Source organism: Candidatus Marivariicella framensis (genome assembly GCF_982709265.1).
Genome location: NZ_CEXPNT010000004.1, coordinates 60,541 through 86,956 on the forward strand (window position 1 = coordinate 60,541; position 26,416 = coordinate 86,956).

The following is a 26,416-nucleotide window of genomic DNA, read 5'->3' on the forward strand; positions in this document are numbered from 1 at the left end:
ACACATAAAGCTTTTGGCGGTGAATTCCTTTTGATAAAAACAGATAAACTTTTTAATGTTAAATGGATAAATATAACACATAGTGCAGAAATTTATATTGATCTCGACAAAATGTCGATGAAAACTTCTTTTTCAACCTAAAGTATTATTTTTAATTACATTTAAAGAATAGAATTTATGCAGATTACAAAACCACGCTTATCTTTTTGGCAAATCTTTAATATGAATATAGGGTTTTTAGGGATTCAATATAGTTTTGGATTGCAACAAACCGCCATTAATCCAATATTTCTATATTTAGGAGCTTCAGAAGATATGTTGCCTATATTAAACATTGCTGGCCCAGTTACAGGTTTAATTGTACAGCCAATTATTGGAGCGATGTCTGATAAAACTTGGTCAAACCGATGGGGAAGACGCAAGCCTTATTTTTTAATAGGTGCGATTATTGGAAGTTTGTGTTTATTTGCTTTTCCTACAAGTCCGGTCCTTTGGTTTGCAGTAGGTTTGTTATGGATTCTAGATGTGGGTAATAATATAGCAATGGAACCATACAGAGCTTTTGTAGGTGATAAATTACCGGAAAAACAATTAAGTCTTGGTTATCAAATGCAAAGTCTTTTTGTTGGTGCAGGTATTTTATTGGCTAACTTTTCAATTATTTTATTTCAAGATTTGTTTGGAGGAGAATCGATTGAAGTAGCAGGTTCAATTCCTGAGTGGTTGTATTATTCATTTTTTATTGGAGGTTTTCTTTCCATAGCTACTATATTATGGTCTGTATTGAAAACATCTGAAATTCCTCCATCTGAAAAGGAGTTAATAGAGATAAATAGAGATAAAAATCTAAGAATAGGGAGTCGTATTAGTAAACCTCTTTATGAAATTGTAGATGCTATCAAAGAAATGCCTAAATCTATGTGGAAAATCGGCTTAGTATATTTATTTCAGTGGTATGCTCTTTTTGTATACTGGCAGTTCATTACACCCCTTTTTAAGTTAACGATGAATTATTCTACGTCAGAAGCTGCATCTCAAGCTGCTAAAATGAGTACAATCTATAATGTCATCACAATGTTGGTTGCACTGGCTTTAGTCCCACTATCACTTCGATTTGGCGGTAAAAAGATTTACTCCTTAAGTTTAATAGGCACGGCTATTGCGTTATTTTCTATTCCTTATATTTCTGACCCAATATTTGTTTTATTACCAATGGTGTTGTTTGGAATAGGTTGGGCAGCCATGATGGGGATTCCTTATACTATGGTTTCAAAGATTGTTCCTCAAGGACGAAGAGGTGTATATATGGGGATTTTAAATATGATGATTGTAATTCCTATGTTTATTCAAACTCTAACCTTTGGACCTATCTATAAATATTTATTAGGAAGCAATGCAATTAATGCAATGCTTTTTGCAGGTGTATTTTTTGCTATTTCAGCTATTTTAGCAATGCGATTAAAAGAAACTGCTACTAATTAATATTTGCTAAGTTGCCATTTTGTAAAATACACATAAATTTCAACACAGTATTTTACCATCTTACTAGACAGCCATTATAGGCTTTTATATTACATTTGTTTCAAAGGATTATTATGAATCAAAAGGATCGTAAATCAGCATTAAATTACCATTCAAAACCAAAGCCTGGTAAAATTGAAACGGTTCCAACAAAACCATACAGCACTCAAAGAGATTTAGCACTGGCTTACTCACCTGGTGTTGCTGAGCCTTGTAATGAGATAGCTAAAGAAATAAACAATGTTTATAAATACACAAATAAAGGCAACCTAGTTGCGGTCATTTCAAATGGAACAGCTGTTTTGGGGCTGGGAGATATTGGTCCTGAAGCATCAAAGCCCGTTATGGAGGGAAAAGGATTATTATTTAAAATTTTTGCGGATATTGATGTTTTTGATATAGAAATTGATGCCAAAGACACTGAATTGTTTATTTCTACTGTTAAAGCAATTTCTCCGACTTTTGGAGGTATTAATCTTGAGGATATTAAAGCACCTGAAGCTTTTGAAATTGAAAAACGTTTAAAAGAGGAGCTTGATATACCGGTAATGCATGATGATCAGCATGGAACTGCAATTATTTCTTGTGCAGCACTGCTAAATGCATTAGAGTTAGCAAACAAAAAGATAGATAAGGTTAAAATTGTTATCTCAGGAGCTGGGGCTGCTGCGATTTCATGCACTAGGCTGTATGAGTCTTTTGGAGCTACAAGAAAAAACATTGTCATGACTGACAGTAAAGGCGTTATAAGAAATGACAGAAAAAATTTAAGTAAAGAAAAAGCTGAATTTTCAACTCACTTAAATCTAAATACCCTTGAAGAAGCTCTCGAAGATGCCGATGTTTTTATAGGGCTTTCAAAGGCAAATATAGTTAACGAAAGTATGTTAAAATCTATGGGTTCTAATCCAATAGTATTTGCTATGGCAAATCCTGACCCTGAGATTAAATATAAAACAGCATGTTCAGTTCGAGATGACATTATTATGGCAACTGGTCGTTCTGATAATCCAAATCAAGTAAATAATGTTTTAGGTTTTCCATTTATTTTTAGAGGAGCATTAGATGTACGTGCAACAACAATTAATGAAGCTATGAAAAAGGCAGCCGTAAAGGCTTTAGCTGATTTAGCTAAAGAGCCAGTTCCAGAGCAAGTAAATATAGCTTATGATGAAACACGTTTATCTTTTGGAAAAGAATATATTATTCCAAAACCTTTTGATCCTAGGTTAATTATTGAAATTCCTCCAGCAGTTGCAAAAGCTGCAATTGAATCAGGAGTAGCTAAAGAACCGATTTTAGATTGGAAAAAATATAAAGAAAAATTAGCTTTAAGACTTGATAATGATCAAAAACTAGTTCGTTTAATTCATAATACTGCAAAACGAAAGCCTAAAAAATTAATTTTTGCAGAAGCGGATCACCTAGATGTACTAAAAGCAGCTCAAATAGTTTATGACGAAGGAATTGCTATTCCAATTCTTCTTGGTCACGAACCTGTTATTAGAGATTTAATGACTACAATAGATTTTGAAGCAGACTTAAAAATAATTGATCCAAAATCTAGTCTTCAGGAAGAATCAAGAAAAAAGTACGCTGAAATTTTTTGGAATGATCAGAAAAGAAATGGTAAAACTTTATACGATTCTCAAAGGTTACTAAGAGAAAGAAACTATTTTGGAGCAATGATGGTTAAAAATGGAGATGCAGATGCAATGTTGTCTGGCTATTCGAGAAATTACCCTGCGGTCATTAAACCAATTTTAGAATGTATTGGTCCAGCTAAGGGAGTTAGGAGAGTGGCAGCAACAAATTTAATGCTTACTCAGCGTGGTCCAATTTTTCTATCTGACACCTCTATAAACATAAACCCTTCAGCTAAGGAATTAGCTAAAATAGCACAAATGACTGCTCAAACAGCAAAGATGTTTGGACTGCAACCAGTATTAGCTATGCTTTCTTATTCTAACTATGGTTCCTCTGAATTTGCAGAAGCCACAAAAATAACTGAAGCGGTTAAGTTTTTACATCGATATTATCCTGATATTGATGTTGATGGTCCAATTCAATCTGATTTTGCTTTGAATAAAGAAATGTTAAAAAGCAGGTTTCCTTTTTCTCAATTATCAAAAAAAAATGTAAATACTTTAATATTTCCTAATCTTGATTCTGCCAATATAACTTATAAATTAATGAAAGAGTTAAACGGAACATTATCAATAGGACCAATTTTAATGGGGCTTAATGCCCCTGTTCACATACTGCAGCTTGGTGCTTCAGTTCAAGAAATTGTTAATATGGCCGCAATGGCTGTTGTAGATGCTCAACAAAAAAGAAAATAATGATAACTCAACTCAAAGGTCTTCTAGTAGAAAAGTATCCTACCCATTTAGTTATTGACTGTCAGGGTGTTGGATATAAAGTAAATATATCTTTACATACTTATGGTCAGCTTAAAAAACAAGATAATATTACAATATATACGCATCTTCAAATTCGTGAAGATGCTCATATTTTATATGGCTTTATTACTGAGTTGGAGCGTGCAATATTTAGACTTTTAATCAGTGTTTCGGGAATAGGAACAAGTATTGCTAGAACTATGCTTTCATCATTAGCTCCTGAAGAGGTTCAAAATGCAATTGTAAGTGAAGACTTGAATAGAATAAAAAGTGTAAAAGGAATTGGACTAAAAACAGCTCAACGTCTTATAATTGAACTTAAAGACAAGGTTAAGGATCTTTACGGTATTGAGCAAATTCATACAAAATCAAACAATACAACGAAAGAAGAAGCGTTATCAGCTCTAGAGGTACTTGGATATAATCGAAGAAACTCTGAAAAAGTAATTGATAACCTAGTTCAAAGTGATTCTGAAAGTTCAGTTGAAACTCTAATAAAGTTAGCTTTGAATAAACTTTAAAGCACGTTTGACTAATCGTCGATTTTTTGTTTTTGTAAAATCATCATTCCTAATAATTTTTATATTTTTTGGGCTTAACTCTTATTCCCAAAATGTTATTGATCAAGATTCAATAATTAAAATTTCATTTCCAGAGTCTTCTATTATTGATAATATATATAGTTATAACCCTATTACGAATATGTATTATTTGTCAAAATCAATAGGAGACTATCCAATTAACACCCCTCTGGTTCTTAGTCCAAATGAATATGAAGATTGGGTTTTAAAGCAAGATTTAAAAATTTATTTTAAACAAAAAGTCCAAACTCTCAGCGGAGTTTCTTCAGAGCTTGAAGATGCTCAAAAAAATTTATTGCCAGAACTTTATGTAAACAATAAATATTTTAAAAGTATATTTGGCAGTGATATTATTGATATTGATCCTCAGGGATCTATAGGCATAGATTTTGGTGTAAGGTATCAAAAAAATGATAATCCAGCAGCATCCCCGCGAAACAGAAGTAGCTTTAGTTTTGATTTTGATCAAAGAATAACCTTGAGTCTTTTAGGTAAAATTGGAGAACGACTTCAATTAACTGCAAATTATGATACGGAATCTACATTTGATTTTCAAAATTTAATTAAAGTTCAGTTTAACCCTCCAAAAGCTCAAGAGGTATTCAGTTTTTATAATGACGTGAATTCCAAATCATCAAATTCTTTTGCTGAAAGATTTTCTGATTTAGAAAACAAAATAGGTGATGCAGAAATAAAATTAAAAGATGCAAAAACAAAAATAGAAGAACTTAGAACTAGAGGATCAACTTATGCAGATAACCCATCAGCGCTTGGTAATGATGTTGCTGACTATTTAGATGGGAAAGTAACTGAGGACGGTATATTACAAAATATAGATATTGGAAATATTAGCATGCCTCTTAATAGTAATTTAATTCAGGGAGCTCAGAGTTTGTTCGGCGTTAGAACTGATTTGAAATTTGGAAAAACTAAAGTAACTGCAGTTTTTTCAGAGCAGAGATCCCAATCTCAACAGGTAGTATCTCAGGGTGGAGGTTCACTTCAACAATTCGAAATTTTTGCTTTGGATTACGAGGAAGATAGACATTATTTTTTAAGTCAATTCTTCAGGGATCAATATGATTCAGCCCTAAAAACATATCCATATATTAATTCAAATATTCAAATTAATAGAATAGAGATTTGGGTTACAAATAGAGGCTCTCAAACACAAAACATCAGAAATATCATAGCACTTCAGGATCTCGGTGAGAAAAAAATAAAAAACACTAGTCTGGGCTCAGAAATCATTAATTTTTTTAACGATTCATCATCTGAATTTTTTCCAGATAATGCCGCTAATAACTTAGATCCCGCTTTAATTAATGATGGTGGAATTTTAACCCAAGATATTCGAGATATTTCTTCAGTTCAATTAGGTTTTGGATCTGAAAAGCAGAAGTTTAAGGAAGGTATTGACTATGCAGTTCTTGAAAGCGCAAGAAAACTAAGCAACAACGAATATACCTTAAACCCTAGGTTAGGTTATATTTCTTTGAATCAACGTTTAAGTAATGATGAAGTACTATCTGTCTCTTTTCAGTATACATATAATGGAAAGGTTTATCAGGTTGGAGAATTTGCAAATGGAAGTATACCAGGAACTACTTTATCTAGCTCTGAATCTTCTGGTTTGGAATTAAATAATAATAGTATAATAACAAAACTTTTAAAAAGTAACTTAACAGATGTGACTGAGCCTGTATGGAACCTAATGATGAAAAACATATATAGCACAGGAGCATTTAACTTGTCAGAAAAAGATTTTAAGTTAAATATTTTATATGTCGATCCTTCACCAATAAATTACATTAGTCCTGTAGATGAAGATATTTGGCCACAAGATTTAGAAAATCAAATTTTATTAAAAACTTTTGAGCTTGATAAACTTAATTTATATCAAGATCCAGTTTCAGAGGGAGACGGTTTTTTTGATTATGTCCCTGGAATTACAATTGACCCAAAATCAGGGAGAATAATTTTCCCACAGATCGAACCTTTTGGATCGTATTTATTTAATGTGTTGAACTCTAATGGTGGTATTGAAAATTATGATCAAGAAAACACCTTTAACATTAATCAAAAAAAATATGTTTTCAAAGAAATGTATTCATTAACTAAGGCAGCTGCATTTGAGGTTTCAGAGAAAAATAAATTTCAATTAAAAGGAAGATATTCATCAACAAGTAGTGATGGGATAGCTGTGGGTGCATTTAACATTCCAAGGGGTTCTGTTCAGGTTACTGCAGGCGGCAGGCTCTTACAAGAAGGAATTGATTACACTGTTAACTATGATATTGGGAGAGTAAAAATACTTGATCCTGGTTTAAAAGCATCAAATATTCCAATTTCTATTTCCTTGGAGAATAACTCTTTTTTCAATCAACAAAATAAAAGGTTTGCAGGAGTAAACATAGAGCATCAAATTAATGAAAAAGTAGTAGTAGGAGGGACATTTTTAAACCTAAATGAAACCCCTTTGACTCAAAAAGCAAATTATGGAACTGAGCCAGTTAACAACACAATGGTTGGATTTAATTCGAACTTTTCGACTGAGTTACCATTTTTATCAAGATTAATAAATAGAATCCCATCTCTACAAACTGATATCCCGTCAACATTATCTTTTAGAGGAGAAGTAGCTTCATTAATTTCAGGAAACCCCAGAAATACTAATCTTGATGGTGAAGCAAATGTTTACATAGATGATTTTGAAGGAGCACAAACTAATATAGATGTCAAAGGTTTTACTTCATGGAAACTAGGAAGCGTACCCTATAAAAACTTTAAAGGATCAGGCTTACCAAATAATGATATTACATCAGGATACGGAAGAGCTAAGCTAGCTTGGTACTCAATTGATCCAATTTTTTACACAAATAGTAGGCCACAAGGAATTAATAATAATGATATTTCTAATAATACAACCAGAAGAATTTTTATTAATGAAATTTTTCCTGAACAAGATTTAATACAAGGTTCTACAACGATTCAACAGACCTTTGATTTAGCATTTTATCCTAATGAAAAAGGTCCTTATAATAATTCTAATAATATAAATTTTCAATCCAATTTATCAGAAAATTGGGCAAGTATAATTAGGCCAATTAGCTCTACTAATTTTGAGCAATCAAATGTGGAGTTTATCGAATTTTGGTTATTAGACACTTTTTCAGAATCAGAAGATGGTGAGGATGATCTGGGAGAACTTATTTTTCATCTAGGAAACATATCTGAAGACATATTAAAAGATGGAAGAAAACAGTATGAAAATGGCTTGCCGGGCTCTGGAGAAGAAAATTTAACTCAAAATACTTCATGGGGAAAAGTGCCTTCAATTCAATCACTTTTATATGCATTTAATACAGTTGAGCAGGATAGAAATTTGCAAGATTTAGGATTAGATGGTCTTTCTGATTTAGAGGAAAAAAACATATATACAAATGGACCCATAGATGATCCTGCAGGTGATAATTATAAATATTTTGTTTCAGCTGAAGGAGGAATTTTAAATAGATATAAAAATTATAACGGTACTCAAGGTAATTCTCCAATTGCATTTTCTAATACAGATCGAGGAAATACAACTCAGCCTGATATTGAAGATATTAATCAAGACCAAAGTATGAATACAATTGACAGCTATTTTGAATATAAAATACCGATTTCAAGATCAATGACAGTTGGAAATCATCCTTTCATTTCGGATGTTCGTCAAAATGTAAAAATAGACCTTCCAAATGGAGATAATATTACGACAAGGTGGATTCAATTTAAAGTTCCAGTAAAAAAATCATATTATGAGTCATCTAATTATTCTAACTATTTTGAATCTATAAATAATATTCAAGACCTAAGATCAATTCGATTTATGAGGATGGTTTTAAGAGGCTTTAATAAGCCAACAGTTCTTAGGTTTGGAACTTTAGATTTAGTAAGAGGAGACTGGAGAAGGTACAATAGAGGGCTTAATGAAAACTTAGTTAACAATAAAAACACAACAGTAGACATTAGCACTGTAAATATCTTAGAAAATGAAAATAGAACTCCAATAAACTATATTTTACCCCCAACTATTCAGCGTGAACAAATAAATAATAACAATACGATTGTTAGGCAAAATGAACAATCTCTGTCTTTTAGAGTATGCGATCTTCAGCCAATGGATTCAAGAGGAATTTTTAAAAATGTTCAAATTGATATGAGGCAATACAAGAAAATTAAAATGTTTCTTCATGCGGAGTCAATACCAGGAAAAACGCCATTACCCGGTGAGGGTTCTACTGAAGTTTTTGATGAAAGATTAGTAGCATTTATTAGAATTGGGAGTGACTATAAAGATAATTTTTATCAAATCGAAATCCCTCTTAAGCCTTCAGAATATGAATCAAATATTTCAAATAACTTAAGCGCTGAAGCAGTTTGGATTCCAGATCAAAATTCTATTGAAATCTCACTTGATTTATTAGCTAAGTTAAAAGCTAGAGCTCTTCAAAGAATTAGTGTTGGAGGCGCTTCATATTTTGACGAAGAATTAAATTTAATTGATGAGTTTACTTCAATAAGTGATTTGCCGGGATCAAAGAAATATAAATTTGCAATAAAAGGGAATCCGTCGCTAGGAAACATAAGAAGCTTGATGATTGGTGTAAAAAATCCATCAACAAATTTAGGACAAACTCTATGTGGAGAGGTTTGGTTTAATGAACTAAGAATTGCAGGTATTGACTCTCAAGGAGGGTGGGCTGCAATTGGATCTGTGGATGCTAATATTGCTGATCTTGCTTCAATTTCAGCAACTGGTAGGTTTTCAACAGTTGGGTTTGGGACAATAGATCAGTCACCAAATCAGAGTAATAGAGAAGCTGTTTCTCAATATGATTTAATTTCAGAAGTAAATATGGGTAAGTTGTTGCCTAAAAAATGGGGAATACAATTGCCAATCAATTTTGGGCTTGGTGAAACCATAATCACTCCTGAATATGATCCCTTTTATCAGGATATTTTATTAAAAGACAGGTTGGACACTTCAATTAGAAACTCACAAAAAGATTCTATAAAAAATCAGGCTATTGATTATACTAAAAGAAAAAGCATAAGCTTAATTGGAGTTAGAAAGTTAAGTTCTGGTAAAAATAAAAATAGAATTTATAGTCCTGAAAACTTTGATTTTTCATACGCATATAACGAAATACAACATCATGATTATGAGATTGAAAATCAAAAAAATGCTGATTTACTTCTTTCAGCTAATTATGGGTATTCATTTAACAGTTTAGAAATAAAACCTTTTTCAAAAATTAAAATATTTAGTCAAAAAAAATATTGGCAGTGGTTGAAGGAGTTTAACTTTAATCCATTACCAAATAATATTGCAATTACTTCAAGAATTAATAGAAGTTTTAGGACGCAAAGATTTAGAGAGGTTTATAACGAAAATATAGATACTAGCAAACAATTATCTCTTCCTGACCTACAGCAACGTAATTTTTTGTTTGACTGGAGTTATAAAATTAATCATAACCTAAGTAAATCATTAAGATTAAGTTTTACAGCAACTAATAATAGAATTGTAAGAGGTACAGATGCATCATTCAATAACGAAAACAAATATTCAAATCCGATATATAATAATATTTGGAGTCTTGGTGAAACAAACAGTCATGCTCAATCTTTATCTGTTAACTATAAATTACCATTTAGATATATACCTTTTTTAAGTTTTATTGATGGAAATTACAATTATACAGGAGATTTTAATTGGCAAAGAGGTTCTCAAGCTTTAGCAAATGTAGTGTCTGAAAATGGAGACAGATTAGGAAATGTAAATACAATTCAAAATGCAAATACTAAAACTTTGTCTGGAGCGATTTCATTTCAAAAACTATACTCAGTTTTAAAGCTAACAGATCAAAATAAATTTACACAAGTAATTAATAAAAAAGAAAAATCAAAAAAGAAAAAATCAAAAGCTTTAAATAAGAAAACCAAAAAAAACATTAAGTCAGCAGTTGATATATTAAACACATTGAAGCGAATACAATTTAATTATTCAGAAAACAATGGAACAGTTTTACCTGGTTATATTCCTTCAACTGGATTTGTTGGAACAATTCAGCCTTCAGTAGGTTTTACATTTGGAGATCAAGCTGATATTAGATATGAAGTTGCTAGAAATGGCTGGTTAACTAGTTTTCCTAATTTCAATCAATCATTTACACAAGTACACAACAACAGTTTAAACATCACCGCTCAATGGTCACCGTTTAAGGATTTAGTAATTGATTTTAATTTAGAAAACAATTATTCAGAAAATAGTTCTGAAAACTATAGAGTTGAAAACCTAGAGTATATTTCTTTAAATCCTAATTTTTATGGAAATTTCGGAACATCAACCATACTTTTAAAAACTGCTTTCAAATCTTTCAATGGAGAATTTAGTCCTATTTTTGAAAACTTTAGAATTAATAGACTTAAAATTGCAAATAGATTAGCTTCTAGCTCAGGAATGTCTAATCAAGAAACTGATAATGACGGTTTCCCAATTGGCTTTGGGAAAAATAATCAGCTGGTTCTAATTGGAGCTTTTGTTTCTGCATATTCAGGCTTGTCTGCTGCTGATGTTGAAATAGATCCTTTGAGTAAAAGCTCTTTACCTAATTGGAACATGAAATTTACAGGATTTAATAACCTCAAATCATTTAAAAAGATTTTTCAAAGATTTACTATTTCTCATGGTTATAGAGCAAGCTATACGATTAATAATTTTCAAGCAAATTTAGATTTTGACTCAAACTCCATAGCTAATGTTGACGGAGCTGGAAATTTCATCAACAGTAAAATATATTCAAATATAAATTTGGTTGAGCAGTTTAATCCATTAATAAGATTAGATATTGAATTAAAAAATTCATTCAAATTACTTGCTGAGTTAAAAAAAGACAGGGCTTTGTCTTTGAGTTTAGACAATAACCTTCTTACTGAATCATTTGGAAATGAGTATATCATTGGATTTGGATATAGATTTAAAAATCTTAGAATGAATACAAGAATAGGAGGAAGGCGTTCAACCTTAAAAGGAGATTTAAACATCAAAGCTGATATTTCCTATAGAAAAAATCAAACTGTTCTCAGAAATCTTGAATATGACAACAATCAAGTTACTGCTGGACAAACTCAGCTATCAATTAAGTTTAGTTCAGATTATTCAATTTCTCAAAACTTCACCGCCCTTCTTTTTTATGATCATAATTTTTCTGAATTTGCAATTTCAACAGCTTTTCCTCAAACAACAATTAGGTCGGGTATAACTATTAGGTACAATTTTGGCAATTAAATTTAAATAATAATGGTAAAATATTACATTTGTTTTTTAAAATAAATCAATGAATATCCCAAAAAATTTAAAATACACAAAAGACCATGAATGGGTTCTAATAAATGGAGACCAAGTAACAGTTGGTATTACTGATTTTGCTCAAAGTGAACTTGGAGATATAGTTTATGTTGAAGTAGAGACAGCAGGAGAAGATTTAGATAATGAAGCTGTTTTTGGCTCTGTTGAGGCAGTTAAGACTGTTTCGGATCTTTTTATGCCAGTTTCGGGAACAGTAGAGTTTTTTAATGAAGAGCTTGAAGCAACTCCTGAACTTGTTAATGATGATCCTTATGGTGCTGGTTGGATGATTAAAATTAAAGTAAAAAATATTAAAGAAATTGACTCTTTACTAGACTCTGAGGCGTATGAGGAGTTGTTAAATGGAAATTAATCTCTCTTTTAAAATTATTTTGTTTCAACATTGATAAGTTTAATGAGGTTTTTTTTACAATTTTTTCTAGATTAGCATCTTTAAACTCCTAAGTATGCAACCAAAAAAGAATCCAAACGCTGATCATTCTAAAAACAGCTCACTTTATTTCGTTATAGGCTTAGCAGTTATATTGTTGATAACTTGGCGCGCCATTGAGTGGAAAACATATGCTACAGTATATGCTTATGAAGCGCTAAACATAGACGATGACGATGACGAAGATGTTCCAATCACTGAGCAACTTAAAACCCCTCCTCCTCCTCCTCCTCCTCCTCCAGCACCAGAAGTTATTGAGATTGTAGAAGATGAAGAAGAAGTTGAAGAGACTGTGATAGAATCAACAGAAACAGATCAAGATGAGATTGTTGAAATAGAAGAAGTAGAAATTGAAGAAGAATATGACGATGTAGAAGTTCCTTTTGCTGTTATTGAAGACGTTCCAATTTATCCTGGTTGTGAACGTGTAAAAAAGTCAGAAAGAAGAAGCTGCTTCCAGGAACAAATAAATAAGCATATTAGAAAAAACTTTAGATATCCGGACATCGCTCAAGAAATGGGTATTCAAGGAAGGGTATATGTAAGTTTTATCATTAACAAGGATGGTACTATTGGAAATATTAGAGAACGTGGTCCTGATAAAAACTTAGAAAAAGAAGCTCACAGAATCATAAGCAAGCTACCTCGAATGACTCCAGGTAGACAAAGAGGAAGACCAGTTAGAGTTCCGTTTTCTATCCCGATAACATTTAAATTAAATTAACAACTAAAAACCCAGCTTTATGAAGCTGGGTTTTTTATTTAAAAGGAATATTATTATAGGTACTTTATGTTACATGAATTATCTTTGTAAAACAATTAACTCCATCTAGTAATATATATTCAGGCTTGAAACTTACCCTCAATGATTTTTTTCAATTAACAAAAATTAGACTTGCTTTAAGTGTTGTTTTTTCATCTTTAGCAGGATATTTTTTAGCAGCGGAATCAATTAGCTTAAAACCCATTCTTTTGCTTTTTGTTGGAGGGTATGCCATGGTTGGAGCTTCCAATGTTTTTAATCAATTAATTGAAAGAGATAAAGACGGTTTAATGAATCGAACTTCAGGTAGGCCTCTTCCAGGAAAAAGAATAACCCCATCCCAGGTTTTATTTATTGGATTGTTTCTGTCTATATTAGGAATAGGAGCATTATACCTAATAAATCTTAAAACAGCTTTAACCGGAGCCATATCCATCTGTCTTTACGTTTTCACTTATACTCCTCTAAAAATAAAAACTCCTTTGTCTGTTTTTGTTGGTGCAGTTCCTGGAGCAATTCCTTATATGCTGGGCTGGGTTGCGTATACTAACAGCTTTGGTATTGAGCCGGGTGTTTTATTTCTATTTCAATTCTTTTGGCAATTTCCTCATTTCTGGGCACTTGCCTGGATGTTTGATAAAGACTATAAAAAGGCCGGATTCAAAATGTTGCCAACTGGGAAAACTGATAATGCCAGTGCATTTCAAGTAGTTTTCTATTCTATTTGGACAGTGGTTATATCTTTATTGCCAATGACTAAATATACAGGCACATTGAACCTATCTCCTTTTGGAGGGCTTCTAGTTCTTATTTGCGGCTTAGGAATGTTATTTTTTGCATTTAGATTAATGAAAGAACGAACGAATAAAGCAGCAAAAAACCTTATGTATTCAAGTATTTTATACTTAACATCTGTACAAATTATTTATGTTTTAGATAAATTTTAATAAAAAACAATGATATCAGAAAAAATAAATATTAAAGCTAAAAAGATGATGCTTCTTATCGGAATGGTGAGCATAACAATGACATTCGCAGGGCTAACCAGTGCATATGTAGTTAGCTCATCAAGATCAGACTGGCTTACTTCTTTTGAAATGCCTCTAGCATTTACGATTAGTACTTTTATTTTAATACTAAGTAGTATTACTTTTGGTTTTGCAAAACACTTTAACTCTATTGATTCATTAAAAAAATCAATAATGTTTATCATTTTCACAATACTATTAGCTTTTACTTTTATCTACTATCAGTTTGAAGGTTTTGGTCAAATTATAAATTCAGGATATTATTTTACTGGTGCTCAAAGCTCAATTACAACCTCTTTTTTATATGTGTTAGTGATGTTACATATGGCACATTTATTTGCAGGAATAATTGTTTTATTCGTTGTATTATATAACTTAATTAAAGGTAAATATTCTGGCTCAAACAAACTAGGCATTGAACTTGGAGTTGTTTTTTGGCATTTTCTAGATTTTCTTTGGTGTTATTTGTATTTATTTGTGGTTTTGTACAAATAGAATTAATAAATTTGCTAAAAATTAATTTTAAATTTTTTTATGGAACTAACAGCTAAGGAGCATTCTGAAGACGAGACACTTTGGGGAGGAGATAAACAGCCTTTTAAAGCAACCTATGGAAAAATGATGATGTGGTTTTTCATAGTTTCTGATGCACTAACTTTTTCTGGATTTCTTGTGGCGTATTCTTTTTCTCGTTTTAAAAACATTGATTCGTGGCCAATTGCGGATGAAGTTTTTAATCACTTCCCTTTTCTTCATGGCGTGAATGCTCCAATGTATTATGTTGCATTAATGACATTTGTATTAATTTTTTCTTCTGTTACTATGGTTCTTGCCGTAGACGCTGGACATCACATGAAACAATCTAAGGTTGCTTTTTATATGTTTTTAACAATAATAGGAGGTGCTATTTTCGTTGGTTCTCAAGCATGGGAATGGAAAAACTTTATCAAAGGAGAGTATGGTGCTTTAGAAACAAATGGTGGTCAGATTCTGCAATTTATAAATACTGATGATAAAAGAATTTCTATAGAAGATTTTGCTTTAGAATTACCCACCGAGCGATCTACTCACGAAAGCAGTAATGGTTTATGGTTCAGTTATGAGCCATCAGTTACAGAAATTACTGTTTCTGAGGTAAAAGCAGGTTTCAAAAATAATGAAGAATTATTAATTAGAACAGAAAAACTTAATTCTTCAGGGGATAAAACTATTTTATCTAGAGAAGAATCCCTGGCTAAAATTGAAAGTGCAATCCAAGTTGTTCAAGGAGCAAACCTTATTCACAATGAATATGGAAATCGTCTTTTTGCAGACTTTTTCTTTTTTATAACTGGGTTTCATGGATTTCACGTTTTTTCAGGGGTAGTTATTAATATCATTATTTTCTTTAATGTTTTAATGGGTACTTATGAAAAAAGAGGGCATTATGAAATGGTTGAAAAAGTTGGTTTATACTGGCATTTTGTTGATTTGGTATGGGTTTTTGTATTTACATTTTTCTATCTCGTTTAAAAAAAAAATATGGCAGACGACACACATAAATTAGCAATTTTCAGAGGTTATTTGAAATTTAAATCAAATACACAAAAGATATGGGGAGTATTAATTTTTTTATCAATTGTAACAACAGTTGAAGTTATTCTCGGAATTGTAAAACCGCAAATTTTAATGACACCCTTTATAAGAATTAAATTACTTAATTGGATTTTTATTATTCTAACATTAGTTAAGGCGTATTATATTGCATGGGATTTTATGCACATTAGGGATGAAAAATCTGGACTAAAAAACGCAATTGTTCTTCCATTAATTATTCTAATACCATATTTAATTTTTATAATATTACTTGAAGGAGATTATATTTTCAATGTAATGCAGGATGGTTTTGTTAGTTGGAACTTTTAATTGGGTTTCACTTTTATAATATTTATTGTTAAATGAAAAAAGAAACTCAAAAGTTTATAGTCCTAGGAATCTTGTTTATTTTCCCAATAGTCATCTATTTATTTTTTGCTTCTGGAAAAAATAACTTTGCAAAACTTCCAGTTCTAACAACTGGTGTGATGGATTTAAGTTCTTTTACACATTTAAGAGATGATAAAGTTATTTTGAATGACCATATTACTGTTTTATGTTATTGGGGATCAGATTTGAATTTAAAAAAAGGTGATGCTTTTAACCTAAATCAAAAAATTTATAAGCGATTTTATCAATTTAAAGATTTTCAGTTTGTCGCTTTAATCACTAATGATCAAGAAAATCAGGTTGTTTTATTAGAAGAAGATTTGTCAAAGGGAGCTGGTACTGACCTTGTTAATTGGAAATTCATGAAAGGTTCTTCCATAGACATTGAAAATCATTTTACAAGCTTAAAAACAACACTTGAGTTAGACGCTAAGCATAGCACACCTTATGTCTTTATAATTGATCGAAACGGCAACTTAAGAGGGCGTGATGATGATGAAGATATCGGAACTTTGTTTGGGTATAATGCCGAATCAGTTGCTGAAATTAACAATAAAATGGAAGATGATGTTAAAGTCATTTTAGCAGAATATCGATTAGCGCTAAAAAAATACTCTGTTAGGTAGATTCATTATGAAAAAATATTACTCATTAATTTTATCGTTTATTATAATTGTCATTGCGGTTAGATTATTTCCAGTAATTATAGACAGAGTTAAAAATTCTAAAATTGTTGAAAACAACAGATCTTCAGGACCTAAGCCATTATCTTATATTATACTTAATGGAGAAGCAAAAAAAGTTCCATCATTTCTAATGACAAATCAAGATAATTTGATAATTAGTAATGAAGATTTTAATAATAAAGTATATGTAGTTGAGTTTTTTTTCACCACTTGTCCCAGTATTTGTCCTATCATGAATAAGAACATGAAACAGCTAGAGAAAGCATTTGGAGATAGAATTGATTTTGGAATTGCTTCTTTTACTATTGATCCAGAACATGATTCACCAAAAATTTTAAAACAATATGCTGAATTATATGATGTTTTTTCCAAAAATTGGCATTTTTTAACTTCAGATAAAAAGTCTGTATTTGAGTTATCTAATAAAGGATTTAATATCTTTTCATCAATTAACCCTGAAGTTGCAGGAGGCTTTGAACATCAGGGATACTTTGCTTTAATAGACAAAAAAGGGTACATTAGATCTAGATTAGATTCATTCGGAAATCCAATTGTTTATTACCTTGGAATTGATCAAGAAAACTCAGAATTTCCAGAAGGCACAGCCATGCTCTTAGAGGATATTCCTAAATTATTGAAAGAATAGTATTATGGAAAAACAAGAATCTATTGCACCCCCTTTAAAGTATAAAAAATGGATTATTCTTTTATCAATAGTAATACCTGTTGCTGTTGCAATTTTATTTGGGATCAGAATACCTAATGTTGCTCCTCTTAATTTTTTACCTCCTATTTATGCATCAATTAATGGTATAACTGCAGTTTTATTAATTTTTGCACTTGTATCAATAAAACAAAAAAATATTGTTTTACATCAAAGGTTGATGAAATTTGCTATAGCCTTATCCGTTATTTTTTTAGGAATGTATGTGGCGTATCATATGACGTCTGATCCAACTACATATGGAGGAGAAGGCCTGATTCGAAATATTTATTTTTTCATACTAATAACGCATATTATACTTTCTATTGGAATCATTCCTATGGTTTTAATAACCTATGTAAAGGCTATTTCAAAACTCTTTGAAGACCATAAAAGAATTGCAAGAATTACATTTCCAATTTGGCTTTATATAGCTGTAACTGGTGTAATAGTTTATTTAATGATATCTCCATATTATGTCAGTTAATAAAATTAGAACATTACTTTTATTAATATTAATATTATTTATTGATCCTGTTAATGCTCAATGTTCAATGTGTAGAGCTGTCTTAGAGTCAGAGGAAGGACAACAAACAGCTAAGGGGATTAATAATGGGATTGTTTATTTGATGGCAATACCTTATATCTTGGTTGCTTTGGTTAGTTGGAGAATTTCCAAAATATATAAAAGTTAATTTTTTTCAATTATTTAGTTTATAATGTTTTTTAAAGAACTTCAATTATATAAAAAAAAATTAAAACTTAGTACTATGTTTTGCATAGTACCTTTTTATGTACTATATTTGATTTTTAATTAAAATTATTACAATGAATAAAATTCTAGTATTAATAGTTGCATTATCACTTAATTCTTGTGTTGAATTTGTGAGACCCAGTGTTCATGTAACTAATGACATAAACTTAACTATTGATGGAGAAAACATTGATGGGTTAAAAGGTGAATGGATAATAGCTTATGAGGAGAATGATGACGATGATCAATCATTTATTATAATATCAATTAAAAAAAATGAATTATTGGAAAAATAAATTTATTTAAAGTTACAGGTTTATGAATATAGAAAATACCAAAGCTCAGATGAGAAAAGGAATTTTAGAGTTTTGTATTTTATCAATTCTAAAAAAGAAGGCTAAGTATTCATTTGAAATTCTTGAAACGCTCAAAGTTTCTAAAATTCTTGTTGTAGAGGGAACCTTATATCCTCTTTTAACAAGACTGAAAAATAGTGAATTATTAGAATATCACTGGGAAGAGTCTAAAAACGGGCCACCTAGAAAATACTACAATATAACTAAAAAAGGAAAAGAGTTTTTATCTGAACTAAACGTCTCTTGGAATGAATTATCAAACACAGTCAATGAGCTTATAAAAAACATTAAATGAACAAAGCTATAAGTATACATCTTGCCCAAATCAAGTTTTCTATTGATGAAAAAGGTTATTTAAAATTAAAACTCTATTTAAAAAGCCTGGAACAGTTATTCCAATCAACATTGGGAAAAGAAGAAATAATAGAAGATATAGAGTCTCGTATTGCAGAATTGTTTTCTCAGTATAAAAATTTTGATAACTATGTGATTTCAGAAAAACAAGTAGAAATAGTTATTCAAACATTAGGGAGTATTGAAGACCTAGCAGGTGATGAAATTTTGGAAGAAAACACGAATTCTAAAATTACGAGAAAGTTCTTCAGGGATCCAGACGATTATTGGCTTGGTGGAGTTGCTGGAGGAGTCAGTAAATATTTTGCTCTAAATATTCTTTGGGTTAGACTTGTTTTATTTATTCTTTTTGTGTTTGGTGTTCCCTTTACTATTCTGACATATATTCTAATTTGGATTTTTGTACCTGAGGCAAAAACAACTGCAGATAAAATAAAAATGAAAGGAGAATCTGTAAACATTTCTAGTATAAAAAATAAAATCAAAGAAGAGTATGAAGAGTTAAGTGATTCTGTTAAAAAAGGGGATTATAAAAAAACAATGGGACCAATTCAAAATGCTTCAAAATCGAGTGTTAATTTTTTTCTAAAAATCATTCCAATTGCTTTAAGAACAATTGCCTTTTTTTTTGGAATTATTTTGGTTTTCATCTCATTCCTTAGTTTAATTGGACTAATTATTGGAGGAACAGTTGGAGGGTTTTTCTTAACCTCAGGTATCCCCTTCACTCTATCATTGTTTGGTTTTGGAGTGGAGGGTCTTTTAATATTTTTGACTTGCATTTTTGTTTGCGGAATACCATTTGTTTTTTTATTAAACCTAGCCTTAATTCTTCTAACTGGAAAACCAAAAATCATGATGAATAGTGCTTCAGTATTTGTTTTAATAGGGGTATGGATATCTACTTTGATTATTATAATACTAATCCTGACCTTAGGTGTAATTAATCTAGAAAACTATAATTCAATTATTGAAGCTATTACTTTTTCAATAAATAAAATTCCCCTTCATCAATTTAAAATAACAATTAAATGATGAGACCAACAGAAAAGGCATTTAACTTTTTGATATACATATGCCCTAGACTCAAATTGAAATTACTTTTAATCATTATTATTAACACTCAGACAGTTTTCGGTCAAAATAATTTTAATGAAAACACTTCTTACTTCATAAAAGAAAAAGGCCCCTATTCGTTAAGTATTGAAGTGACTAAATTAAAAAGTAATGAAGGATATTTAATGCTAGCAGTTTTTGATAATAACGAAAATAAAATTCTAGCCATAAATAAAATTTCAATTTTTGAGAGAAAATGTATTATAAAAATAGATTCTTTTAATGCAGGAAAATATGCGGTTAAGTTCTTCCATGATAAAAATAATAATGGAAAAATAGATTTAAATTGGATTGGGATACCTAAAGAAAGTTATGGAAATTCAAATAATATTCAACCCATAATGGGACCACCTAAATTTAAAGACATGATCTTTGAATTGAAAGACAATTTAAATTTAAAAATGACAATAATTAATTAAGTGATTAAACCTTTTGAATTATAAATAATCAAACATTTCACAAACTAATAGCTCTCGTAATTATTGCTTAAATCAACTATTATAATGATGTATATTTGTCGCATAAATTAAAAATAATGATAAACATTCAAAATCTTCATAAATCATATAAAATGGGTAAGAATACTTTACACGTTTTAAAAGGAATTGATTTTAAAGTTGAAGAAGGAGAACTGGTGGCTATCATGGGTTCCTCAGGATCAGGTAAATCCACACTTTTAAATATTATAGGAATGTTAGATCTTTTAGATGAAGGTCAGTATACCCTTGATGATGTTATTATAAAAGATTTAGATGAAACTAAGGCTGCAAGATATCGTAACAAGTTTCTAGGTTTTGTATTTCAATCATTTAATTTGATTAATTATAAAAATGCTCTTGAAAATGTTTCTCTACCTCTCTACTATCAGGGAATAAAAAGAAAAGAGCGTCAAGAGATTGCTCTTAATTACCTTGAAAGAGTTGGCCTTAAGGAATGGGCAACTCACCTTCCAAGTGAATTATCAGGAGGACAAAAACAAAGAGTTGCAATTGCAAGAGCTATGGCTGCTAGACCAAAAGTTTTGTTGGCAGACGAACCTACAGGTGCTCTTGATACAACTACATCAAATGAAGTTATGGATTTAATTCAAAAAATCAATGAAGAAGGGAAAACTATTTTAGTAGTTACTCATGAAGAAGATATTGCTAAAATGTGCAAAAGAATAGTTCGTTTGAAAGACGGTGTTATTATAGAGGATAAAAAAGTAAAACAAGTATTAGCTTCAAATTATGTTTAGTTTAGATCGTTGGCAAGAAATTTTTCAAACTATTAATAAAAATAAACTCAGAACTTTTTTATCAGGGTTTACCGTGGCTCTTGGAATTTTTATTTTTATTATTTTATTTGGTTTTGGAAATGGTCTCAAAAACACCTTTAAAGAAGAGTTTCTTGATGATGCGACAAACAGCATAAGAATGTTTGCAGGTAAAACTTCAAAGCCCTACAAAGGATTTAAATCAAATAGACGTATTGAATTTAAAAATTCAGATTTGGAAGATATTAAATTAAACTTCCCTTTTTATTTAGAATATATTACTCCCAGAATAAATCGAGGTGCACTTTCAAGTTATAAAAATGAATCTAATAATTATTCTACTCAAGGAGTAGCACCTTCTCATCAATATTTTGAAAAAACAATAATGATGAAAGGGCGTTATTTAAATGAAAATGATATAAAAAATAAAACTAAAAATGTAGTAATAGGAAGGTTAGTCGCATTAGATCTTTTTAAACAGGAAGATCCTTTAGGAAAATATATTTCTTTAGCTGGTGTTGCTTTTAAAGTAATAGGGGTTTTTCAAGATGAAGGAGGAGACAATGAAGAAAGAATTATTTTTTTACCTTATACGACTCGACAACTTCTTGAAAAAAGTAATGATAAAATTGATCAAATACTAGTTAGTTTTAAACCTGAATTAGGTCTAAAAATTGCACTCATATTTGAAAAAAAATTAAGATTGTTTTTGAAAAATAAAAAGTCTATTGACCCTACTGATTCAAAGGGTATTTACATCAGAAATGTTGCTCAAGCCGCTAGTCAAAACGAACAGTTTTCAAGTGTCCTGCAATATATCGTCACTTTTGTTGGTTTGGGGACTTTAATAGCAGGTATTATTGGAATTTCAAATATTATGGTTTTTGTTGTAAAAGAAAGAACTAAAGAATTGGGTGTTAGAAAAGCACTAGGTGCAACTCCAAGATCAGTTATAGCTATGATTCTTCAGGAATCCATTTTTATAACCACTTTATCTGGCTCTATAGGAATGATTATTGCAATAGTGATTTTAAAGAATTTGGGAGATACTTTAGATAAGTTTTTTATAAGAAATCCTTATGTGGATATTTCTACTGCTATTTTTTCGACATTTATTCTAATTATTTTTGGAGCAATAGCTGGATATATTCCAGCAAAAAGAGCTGCTTCCATTAAACCAATTGTTGCATTAAGAGATGAATAGTTTAAAAATAATTTTTGATAGAGATACTTGGCAAGAAATTTTTGGTTCAATTCAAAAAAACAAAGTAAGAACTGCAATAACTATTGTTGGAGTTCTTTGGGGCATCTTTATTTATATAGCACTATCCGGTTCAGCTAAAGGATTAGATAATGGTTTTGAAAGACAGTTTCAAAAAGTAGCGATGAACTCGATGTTTGTGTGGTCTCAATCAACAAGTATACCCTATGATGGTTTTAAAATTGGAAGACAACCTAAGCTAAAACTTCAAGATGTTGAAATATTAAGAAAAAGAATTCCTCAAATTAAATATATAGTTCCAAGAAATTCTCGAGGAAGCTTTGGAGGAGGAGCCCCAGCTAATATTGTTAGAAATAACAACTCAGGAGATTATGCTATTTTTGGAGATTTTCCTGAATTTAGAAAAATATCTACTCAGGATATATATGACGGAGGAAGGTTTATCAATCAAGAAGATATTAAAAATAAAAGAAAAGTTTGTGTTATTGGAGAGAGAACAGCATCTGACTTATTTGAGAAAAATGAAAATCCTGTAGGTAAATATGTTAGGGTTGATAATGTATTCTTTAAAGTAGTTGGAGTCCTAGTTTTTAGACAAGGAAGTCCTTTTGATTCAGATTCTGACGTTTTTATTCCTTTCACAACTTATCAAAACTTATATAATACCGGGGATTATGTGGGGTGGTTAAATATTGCTGCTTATGATGATGCTGATGTTGTAAAAGTCGAGACAGAAGTAAAGCAAACTCTTAAAAGAATTCATAGAGTTTCACCTAAAGATGATAGGGCTTTTGGGTCTTTTAATTTAGGTGAAATTTTTAATAGTATTATGGGATTTGCAGAAGGAATGACCTTTCTATCATTAGTTGTTGGAGTTGCAACAATAATTGCAGGTGTTATAGGGATCGGTAATATTTTATTGATTTCTGTAAAAGAAAGGACTAAAGAACTAGGAGTAAGAAGAGCATTGGGAGCAACTCCAGGAGAGGTTCGTGTACAGATAATATTGGAGTCAGTTTTTCTTACTATAATTGCTGGAATTCTTGGAATTATACTTGGTGCATTTGTATTAGCAGGTATAAATGCCTTCACTATTGATATGACTGATTTTCCTTATACTAACCCTACTGTTCCAATTCCATTTGTTTTAGGGGCATTATTTATTATGGTAACACTAGGAACTTTGATTGGATTAATTCCGGCACAACGAGCAGTAAGTATTAAACCTATAGACGCACTAAGAGAAGAATAAATTATAAAATAAATCTACTACAATATGAAATTTTTAAAATACTTAAGTATAACACTGATAATTTGTGGAGCATTATTTGCCGCTGCTTATTTTGTAAAAACGAATAGTAAATCAATTACTGTGTATGAAACTCAAACAGCTTTTATGTCTTCTGTGGAGGAGAAAACAGTTGTTACCGGAAAAGTTATTCCTGAAGATGAAGTTGAGATTAAGCCTCAGATTTCAGGAATTATTCAAGAATTATTTGTTGAAGAAGGAGATGAGGTGAAAGAGGGAGATCTTCTAGCTAAGGTAAAAGTCGTTCCAAATGAAGGATCGTTAAATAGTGCCAAGGGACGCGTTGCCTCATTAAAAATTATTCTTGATAATGCAAAAATTGAATATAATAGAAATAAATCCTTATTTGAAAAAGACATTATATCTAAACAAGATTTTCAAAATGCATCTTTAAGCTATAATAGATCTAATCAAGATTTAACTAATGCTAAAAGTGATTTACAAGTTATTCTTCTTGGTTCAGCTGGAGGATCATCAACTGCTAATACAAACATTAGAGCAACTGTTGCAGGAACAGTTTTGGAAATTCCGGTAAAAGCCGGTGATCAAGTTGTTGAGAGTAATACTTTTAATGCTGGTACCACAATAGCTACTATTGCGGATTTAACTAAAATGATTTTCGAGGGTAAAATAGATGAATCTGAGGTTGAAAAATTGAAAATTGACATGGCGCTAATTATAAATTTAGGAGCCATTCAAAATAAAGATTTTGACGCTAGATTAAAATTTATTGCTCCAAAGGGAAATGAAGAACAAGGAGCGGTTAAGTTTAAAATAGAAGGAGATGTTTTTCTAGATAATTCAGTGAGTGTTAGAGCGGGGTATAGCGCTAATGCATCATTAGTTTTAGAAAGAAAAGATAATGTAATGGTAATTTCCGAAGCTCTACTTCAATTTGATAAAACGACTGAGAAAACATATGTTGAAATTGAAAAAGCTGATCAATCTTTTGAGCGAGTAGACATAGAGGTTGGGATTTCAGATGGAATAAATATTGAGATTATTTCTGGTATTTCAATTGAAGATAAAATTAAAGTTTGGAACCAAACAAAGCCTGAAAAAATTGGAGGATCAGATCTTGAATATAGAAATGATGATGTAGATTAATTTTTAATAGATTTAATTAATATTTGAATATGAGATATATTTTAACTTTTTGCTTATTTGTTGTTTCTAACAATGCTTTGTCTCAGACATTAACACTTGAAGAGTGTGTTGAAATGGCTGTTGAAAAAAACATTTCGATTAAACAGTCAATTCTAGATATAGAAAATGCCGCAGTTGATAAGTCAAATGCAATAGGTAATTTTTTACCAAACTTTAATGCCCAATCGTCACATTCATGGAATGTAGGGCTTAACCAAAATATAACAACAGGTTTGTTAGAGAACTTAACCACACAGTTCAGTTCAATGGGAGCTAGTATTGGGATGGATATATATAATGGACTTCAAAACTTCAACAGACTTCATAGAGCTAATTTAAACATACTTGCGAAGCGTTATCAATTGGATGACATGATTGATGACACAAAGCTTCTTGTCGCTAATAGTTATTTGCAAGTATTATTTAATTCTGAAATTCTTAATTCTCAAAAAAGTCAATTAATAGTTGCTAAGGAACAATTAAAAAGAACATCCTCCTTAATTGAAGCTGGAGTTCTTCCAAGTGGAGATTTGTATGAACTTGAAGCAAATTTAGCAAGTCAGGAACAGTCGATTGTACGTGCTGAAAATAATTTTATTCTTTCTAAAATTAACTTAGCTCAACTACTGCAAATATCAGATTATGATAATTTTAATATTGTTTTTGAAGATTTAGACATTCCTTTTTCTCAAATTTTAGAAGAAAACCCAAAATCAATCTTTGAAAAAGCATTGACTTTGAGAAATGATATAAAGTTAGGTGCTGTTAATATTGATATTGCAGAAAAAGATATTGAATTAGCAAAAGGAACTCTTCAGCCAACTCTCAGGGCATTTTACAGCTACAGTAACAGAATTAGTTATTTAGATAGACTCGTTGGCACAGGCGATTATTATTTAGCTCCAATAGGGACTGTACTTTCTTCTGGAGAAACTGTTGTTAGAGAGGTTGAAAACAGAACGGCTGCATCTCCATTATCTTTTTCAGATCAGTTTAAATTTAACGAAGGTCAGAATTATGGATTAAGTTTAAACATTCCAATTTTTAATGGTTTTGTTTCAAAAAACTCAGTCAAAAGAGCCAAAATAAATTTAGAACGAACTAAAAATTCTTTTGAAAGACAAAAATTTGATTTAGAAAGCCAAATTAATCAAGCATTTAATGATTCAAAAGGAGCATATAAATTTTATGAAGCAGCTCAAAAAACTGTAAAATCAAGAGAAATAGCCTTTAGAAATACTCAGGAAAGTTTTCAGGAAGGAGTAATAAATTCATTTGATTATGTCCAGGCTAAGCAAAGATATGAACAATCATTATCTGATCAAATAAGGGCTAAGTTTGATTATATTTTTAAATTAAAGGTTGTTGAGTTTTATTTTGGAATCCCACTATCTATTGAATAAATATT

The 26,416-nt window shown here is 30.6% G+C and carries 23 protein-coding genes; all 23 read left to right on the forward strand.

Annotation, left to right across the window (positions count from 1 at the left end):
• The first annotated feature begins 177 nt into the window (after positions 1-177).
• The 23 genes from AC34EU_RS02475 (at position 178) to AC34EU_RS02585 (ending at position 26,411) form a co-directional block, all read left to right on the forward strand.
• Entirely contained in the window at positions 178-1,482 is a 1,305-nt protein-coding gene (locus AC34EU_RS02475) for an MFS transporter (RefSeq protein ID WP_487533469.1), read from the forward strand.
• Positions 1,483-1,595: 113 nt separating this feature from the next.
• Positions 1,596-3,863, forward strand: coding sequence for an NADP-dependent malic enzyme (locus tag AC34EU_RS02480; RefSeq protein ID WP_487533470.1), 2,268 nt, complete (start codon positions 1,596-1,598; stop codon positions 3,861-3,863).
• The gene (gene ruvA, locus AC34EU_RS02485) at positions 3,863-4,444 is read left to right on the forward strand and encodes a Holliday junction branch migration protein RuvA (RefSeq protein WP_487533471.1); all 582 of its coding nucleotides are present in this window, start codon (positions 3,863-3,865) and stop codon (positions 4,442-4,444) included. Before AC34EU_RS02480 ends, ruvA begins: the two co-directional genes overlap by 1 nt.
• Positions 4,445-4,451: 7 nt before the next feature.
• Positions 4,452-11,840, forward strand: a complete 7,389-nt coding sequence (sov, locus tag AC34EU_RS02490) for a T9SS outer membrane translocon Sov/SprA (protein ID WP_489666620.1) — start codon at positions 4,452-4,454, stop codon at positions 11,838-11,840.
• 49 nt (positions 11,841-11,889) lie between these two features.
• Entirely contained in the window at positions 11,890-12,273 is a 384-nt protein-coding gene (gcvH, locus tag AC34EU_RS02495; protein ID WP_487533473.1) for a glycine cleavage system protein GcvH, read from the forward strand.
• A 94-nt stretch (positions 12,274-12,367) separates the two neighbouring features.
• The gene (locus AC34EU_RS02500) at positions 12,368-13,075 is read left to right on the forward strand and encodes an energy transducer TonB (protein ID WP_487533474.1); all 708 of its coding nucleotides are present in this window, start codon (positions 12,368-12,370) and stop codon (positions 13,073-13,075) included.
• A 125-nt stretch (positions 13,076-13,200) separates the two neighbouring features.
• On the forward strand, positions 13,201-14,061 hold the full coding sequence (cyoE, locus tag AC34EU_RS02505) for a heme o synthase (protein WP_487533475.1): 861 nt from the start codon (positions 13,201-13,203) through the stop codon (positions 14,059-14,061).
• 9 nt (positions 14,062-14,070) lie between these two features.
• Positions 14,071-14,637 carry a cytochrome c oxidase subunit 3 gene (locus AC34EU_RS02510; protein WP_487533476.1) on the forward strand — a complete coding sequence of 189 codons (567 nt, stop codon included), beginning with the start codon at positions 14,071-14,073 and terminating at the stop codon, positions 14,635-14,637.
• 39 nt (positions 14,638-14,676) lie between these two features.
• On the forward strand, positions 14,677-15,654 hold the full coding sequence (locus AC34EU_RS02515) for a cytochrome c oxidase subunit 3 (protein WP_487533477.1): 978 nt from the start codon (positions 14,677-14,679) through the stop codon (positions 15,652-15,654).
• Positions 15,655-15,663: 9 nt separating this feature from the next.
• Positions 15,664-16,047 (forward strand): cytochrome C oxidase subunit IV family protein, encoded by a 384-nt coding sequence (locus tag AC34EU_RS02520; protein ID WP_487533478.1) that lies wholly within the window; start codon positions 15,664-15,666, stop codon positions 16,045-16,047.
• Between the two features lie 32 nt (positions 16,048-16,079).
• Entirely contained in the window at positions 16,080-16,733 is a 654-nt protein-coding gene (locus AC34EU_RS02525; RefSeq protein ID WP_487533479.1) for a hypothetical protein, read from the forward strand.
• A gap of 7 nt (positions 16,734-16,740) precedes the next feature.
• Positions 16,741-17,439, forward strand: a complete 699-nt coding sequence (locus AC34EU_RS02530; protein ID WP_487533480.1) for an SCO family protein — start codon at positions 16,741-16,743, stop codon at positions 17,437-17,439.
• Positions 17,440-17,443: 4 nt separating this feature from the next.
• Positions 17,444-17,983 carry a DUF420 domain-containing protein gene (locus tag AC34EU_RS02535; protein WP_487533481.1) on the forward strand — a complete coding sequence of 180 codons (540 nt, stop codon included), beginning with the start codon at positions 17,444-17,446 and terminating at the stop codon, positions 17,981-17,983.
• Positions 17,973-18,191: a hypothetical protein gene (locus tag AC34EU_RS02540; protein WP_487533482.1), complete on the forward strand. Its 219-nt coding sequence runs from the start codon at positions 17,973-17,975 to the stop codon at positions 18,189-18,191. Before AC34EU_RS02535 ends, AC34EU_RS02540 begins: the two co-directional genes overlap by 11 nt.
• Before the next feature lie 133 nt (positions 18,192-18,324).
• Positions 18,325-18,546, forward strand: coding sequence for a hypothetical protein (locus tag AC34EU_RS02545; RefSeq protein WP_487533483.1), 222 nt, complete (start codon positions 18,325-18,327; stop codon positions 18,544-18,546).
• Between the two features lie 22 nt (positions 18,547-18,568).
• A complete protein-coding gene (locus AC34EU_RS02550) occupies positions 18,569-18,901 on the forward strand; it encodes a PadR family transcriptional regulator (RefSeq protein WP_487533484.1) in 333 nt (110 codons plus the stop codon).
• The gene (locus AC34EU_RS02555; protein ID WP_489696022.1) at positions 18,898-19,995 is read left to right on the forward strand and encodes a PspC domain-containing protein; all 1,098 of its coding nucleotides are present in this window, start codon (positions 18,898-18,900) and stop codon (positions 19,993-19,995) included. The genes AC34EU_RS02550 and AC34EU_RS02555 overlap by 4 nt, the downstream gene beginning before the upstream one ends.
• Before the next feature lie 56 nt (positions 19,996-20,051).
• Complete coding sequence (locus AC34EU_RS02560; RefSeq protein WP_487533486.1) at positions 20,052-20,495, forward strand: DUF2141 domain-containing protein; 444 nt, start codon at positions 20,052-20,054, stop codon at positions 20,493-20,495.
• A 116-nt stretch (positions 20,496-20,611) separates the two neighbouring features.
• On the forward strand, positions 20,612-21,313 hold the full coding sequence (locus AC34EU_RS02565) for an ABC transporter ATP-binding protein (protein WP_487533487.1): 702 nt from the start codon (positions 20,612-20,614) through the stop codon (positions 21,311-21,313).
• On the forward strand, positions 21,306-22,535 hold the full coding sequence (locus AC34EU_RS02570; RefSeq protein ID WP_489696023.1) for an ABC transporter permease: 1,230 nt from the start codon (positions 21,306-21,308) through the stop codon (positions 22,533-22,535). Before AC34EU_RS02565 ends, AC34EU_RS02570 begins: the two co-directional genes overlap by 8 nt.
• Positions 22,528-23,805: an ABC transporter permease gene (locus AC34EU_RS02575; protein ID WP_489696024.1), complete on the forward strand. Its 1,278-nt coding sequence runs from the start codon at positions 22,528-22,530 to the stop codon at positions 23,803-23,805. The genes AC34EU_RS02570 and AC34EU_RS02575 overlap by 8 nt, the downstream gene beginning before the upstream one ends.
• A 24-nt stretch (positions 23,806-23,829) precedes the next feature.
• A complete protein-coding gene (locus AC34EU_RS02580; protein ID WP_489696025.1) occupies positions 23,830-24,969 on the forward strand; it encodes an efflux RND transporter periplasmic adaptor subunit in 1,140 nt (379 codons plus the stop codon).
• 29 nt (positions 24,970-24,998) lie between these two features.
• The gene (locus tag AC34EU_RS02585; RefSeq protein WP_489696026.1) at positions 24,999-26,411 is read left to right on the forward strand and encodes a TolC family protein; all 1,413 of its coding nucleotides are present in this window, start codon (positions 24,999-25,001) and stop codon (positions 26,409-26,411) included.
• Positions 26,412-26,416 lie beyond the last annotated feature (5 nt).

Excerpts from the sequence above, each read along its gene's own strand:
- AC34EU_RS02475 (WP_487533469.1), top strand. The coding sequence starts at position 178 with ATGCAGATTACAAAACCACGCTTATCTTTTTGGCAAATCTTTAATATG.
- AC34EU_RS02480 (WP_487533470.1), top strand. The coding sequence starts at position 1,596 with ATGAATCAAAAGGATCGTAAATCAGCATTAAATTACCATTCAAAACCA.
- ruvA (WP_487533471.1), top strand. The coding sequence starts at position 3,863 with ATGATAACTCAACTCAAAGGTCTTCTAGTAGAAAAGTATCCTACCCAT.
- gcvH (WP_487533473.1), top strand. The coding sequence starts at position 11,890 with ATGAATATCCCAAAAAATTTAAAATACACAAAAGACCATGAATGGGTT.
- AC34EU_RS02500 (WP_487533474.1), top strand. The coding sequence starts at position 12,368 with ATGCAACCAAAAAAGAATCCAAACGCTGATCATTCTAAAAACAGCTCA.
- AC34EU_RS02510 (WP_487533476.1), top strand. The coding sequence starts at position 14,071 with ATGATATCAGAAAAAATAAATATTAAAGCTAAAAAGATGATGCTTCTT.
- AC34EU_RS02515 (WP_487533477.1), top strand. The coding sequence starts at position 14,677 with ATGGAACTAACAGCTAAGGAGCATTCTGAAGACGAGACACTTTGGGGA.
- AC34EU_RS02520 (WP_487533478.1), top strand. The coding sequence starts at position 15,664 with ATGGCAGACGACACACATAAATTAGCAATTTTCAGAGGTTATTTGAAA.
- AC34EU_RS02525 (WP_487533479.1), top strand. The coding sequence starts at position 16,080 with ATGAAAAAAGAAACTCAAAAGTTTATAGTCCTAGGAATCTTGTTTATT.
- AC34EU_RS02530 (WP_487533480.1), top strand. The coding sequence starts at position 16,741 with ATGAAAAAATATTACTCATTAATTTTATCGTTTATTATAATTGTCATT.
- AC34EU_RS02535 (WP_487533481.1), top strand. The coding sequence starts at position 17,444 with ATGGAAAAACAAGAATCTATTGCACCCCCTTTAAAGTATAAAAAATGG.
- AC34EU_RS02540 (WP_487533482.1), top strand. The coding sequence starts at position 17,973 with ATGTCAGTTAATAAAATTAGAACATTACTTTTATTAATATTAATATTA.
- AC34EU_RS02545 (WP_487533483.1), top strand. The coding sequence starts at position 18,325 with ATGAATAAAATTCTAGTATTAATAGTTGCATTATCACTTAATTCTTGT.
- AC34EU_RS02550 (WP_487533484.1), top strand. The coding sequence starts at position 18,569 with ATGAATATAGAAAATACCAAAGCTCAGATGAGAAAAGGAATTTTAGAG.
- AC34EU_RS02555 (WP_489696022.1), top strand. The coding sequence starts at position 18,898 with ATGAACAAAGCTATAAGTATACATCTTGCCCAAATCAAGTTTTCTATT.
- AC34EU_RS02565 (WP_487533487.1), top strand. The coding sequence starts at position 20,612 with ATGATAAACATTCAAAATCTTCATAAATCATATAAAATGGGTAAGAAT.
- AC34EU_RS02570 (WP_489696023.1), top strand. The coding sequence starts at position 21,306 with ATGTTTAGTTTAGATCGTTGGCAAGAAATTTTTCAAACTATTAATAAA.
- AC34EU_RS02575 (WP_489696024.1), top strand. The coding sequence starts at position 22,528 with ATGAATAGTTTAAAAATAATTTTTGATAGAGATACTTGGCAAGAAATT.
- AC34EU_RS02580 (WP_489696025.1), top strand. The coding sequence starts at position 23,830 with ATGAAATTTTTAAAATACTTAAGTATAACACTGATAATTTGTGGAGCA.
- AC34EU_RS02585 (WP_489696026.1), top strand. The coding sequence starts at position 24,999 with ATGAGATATATTTTAACTTTTTGCTTATTTGTTGTTTCTAACAATGCT.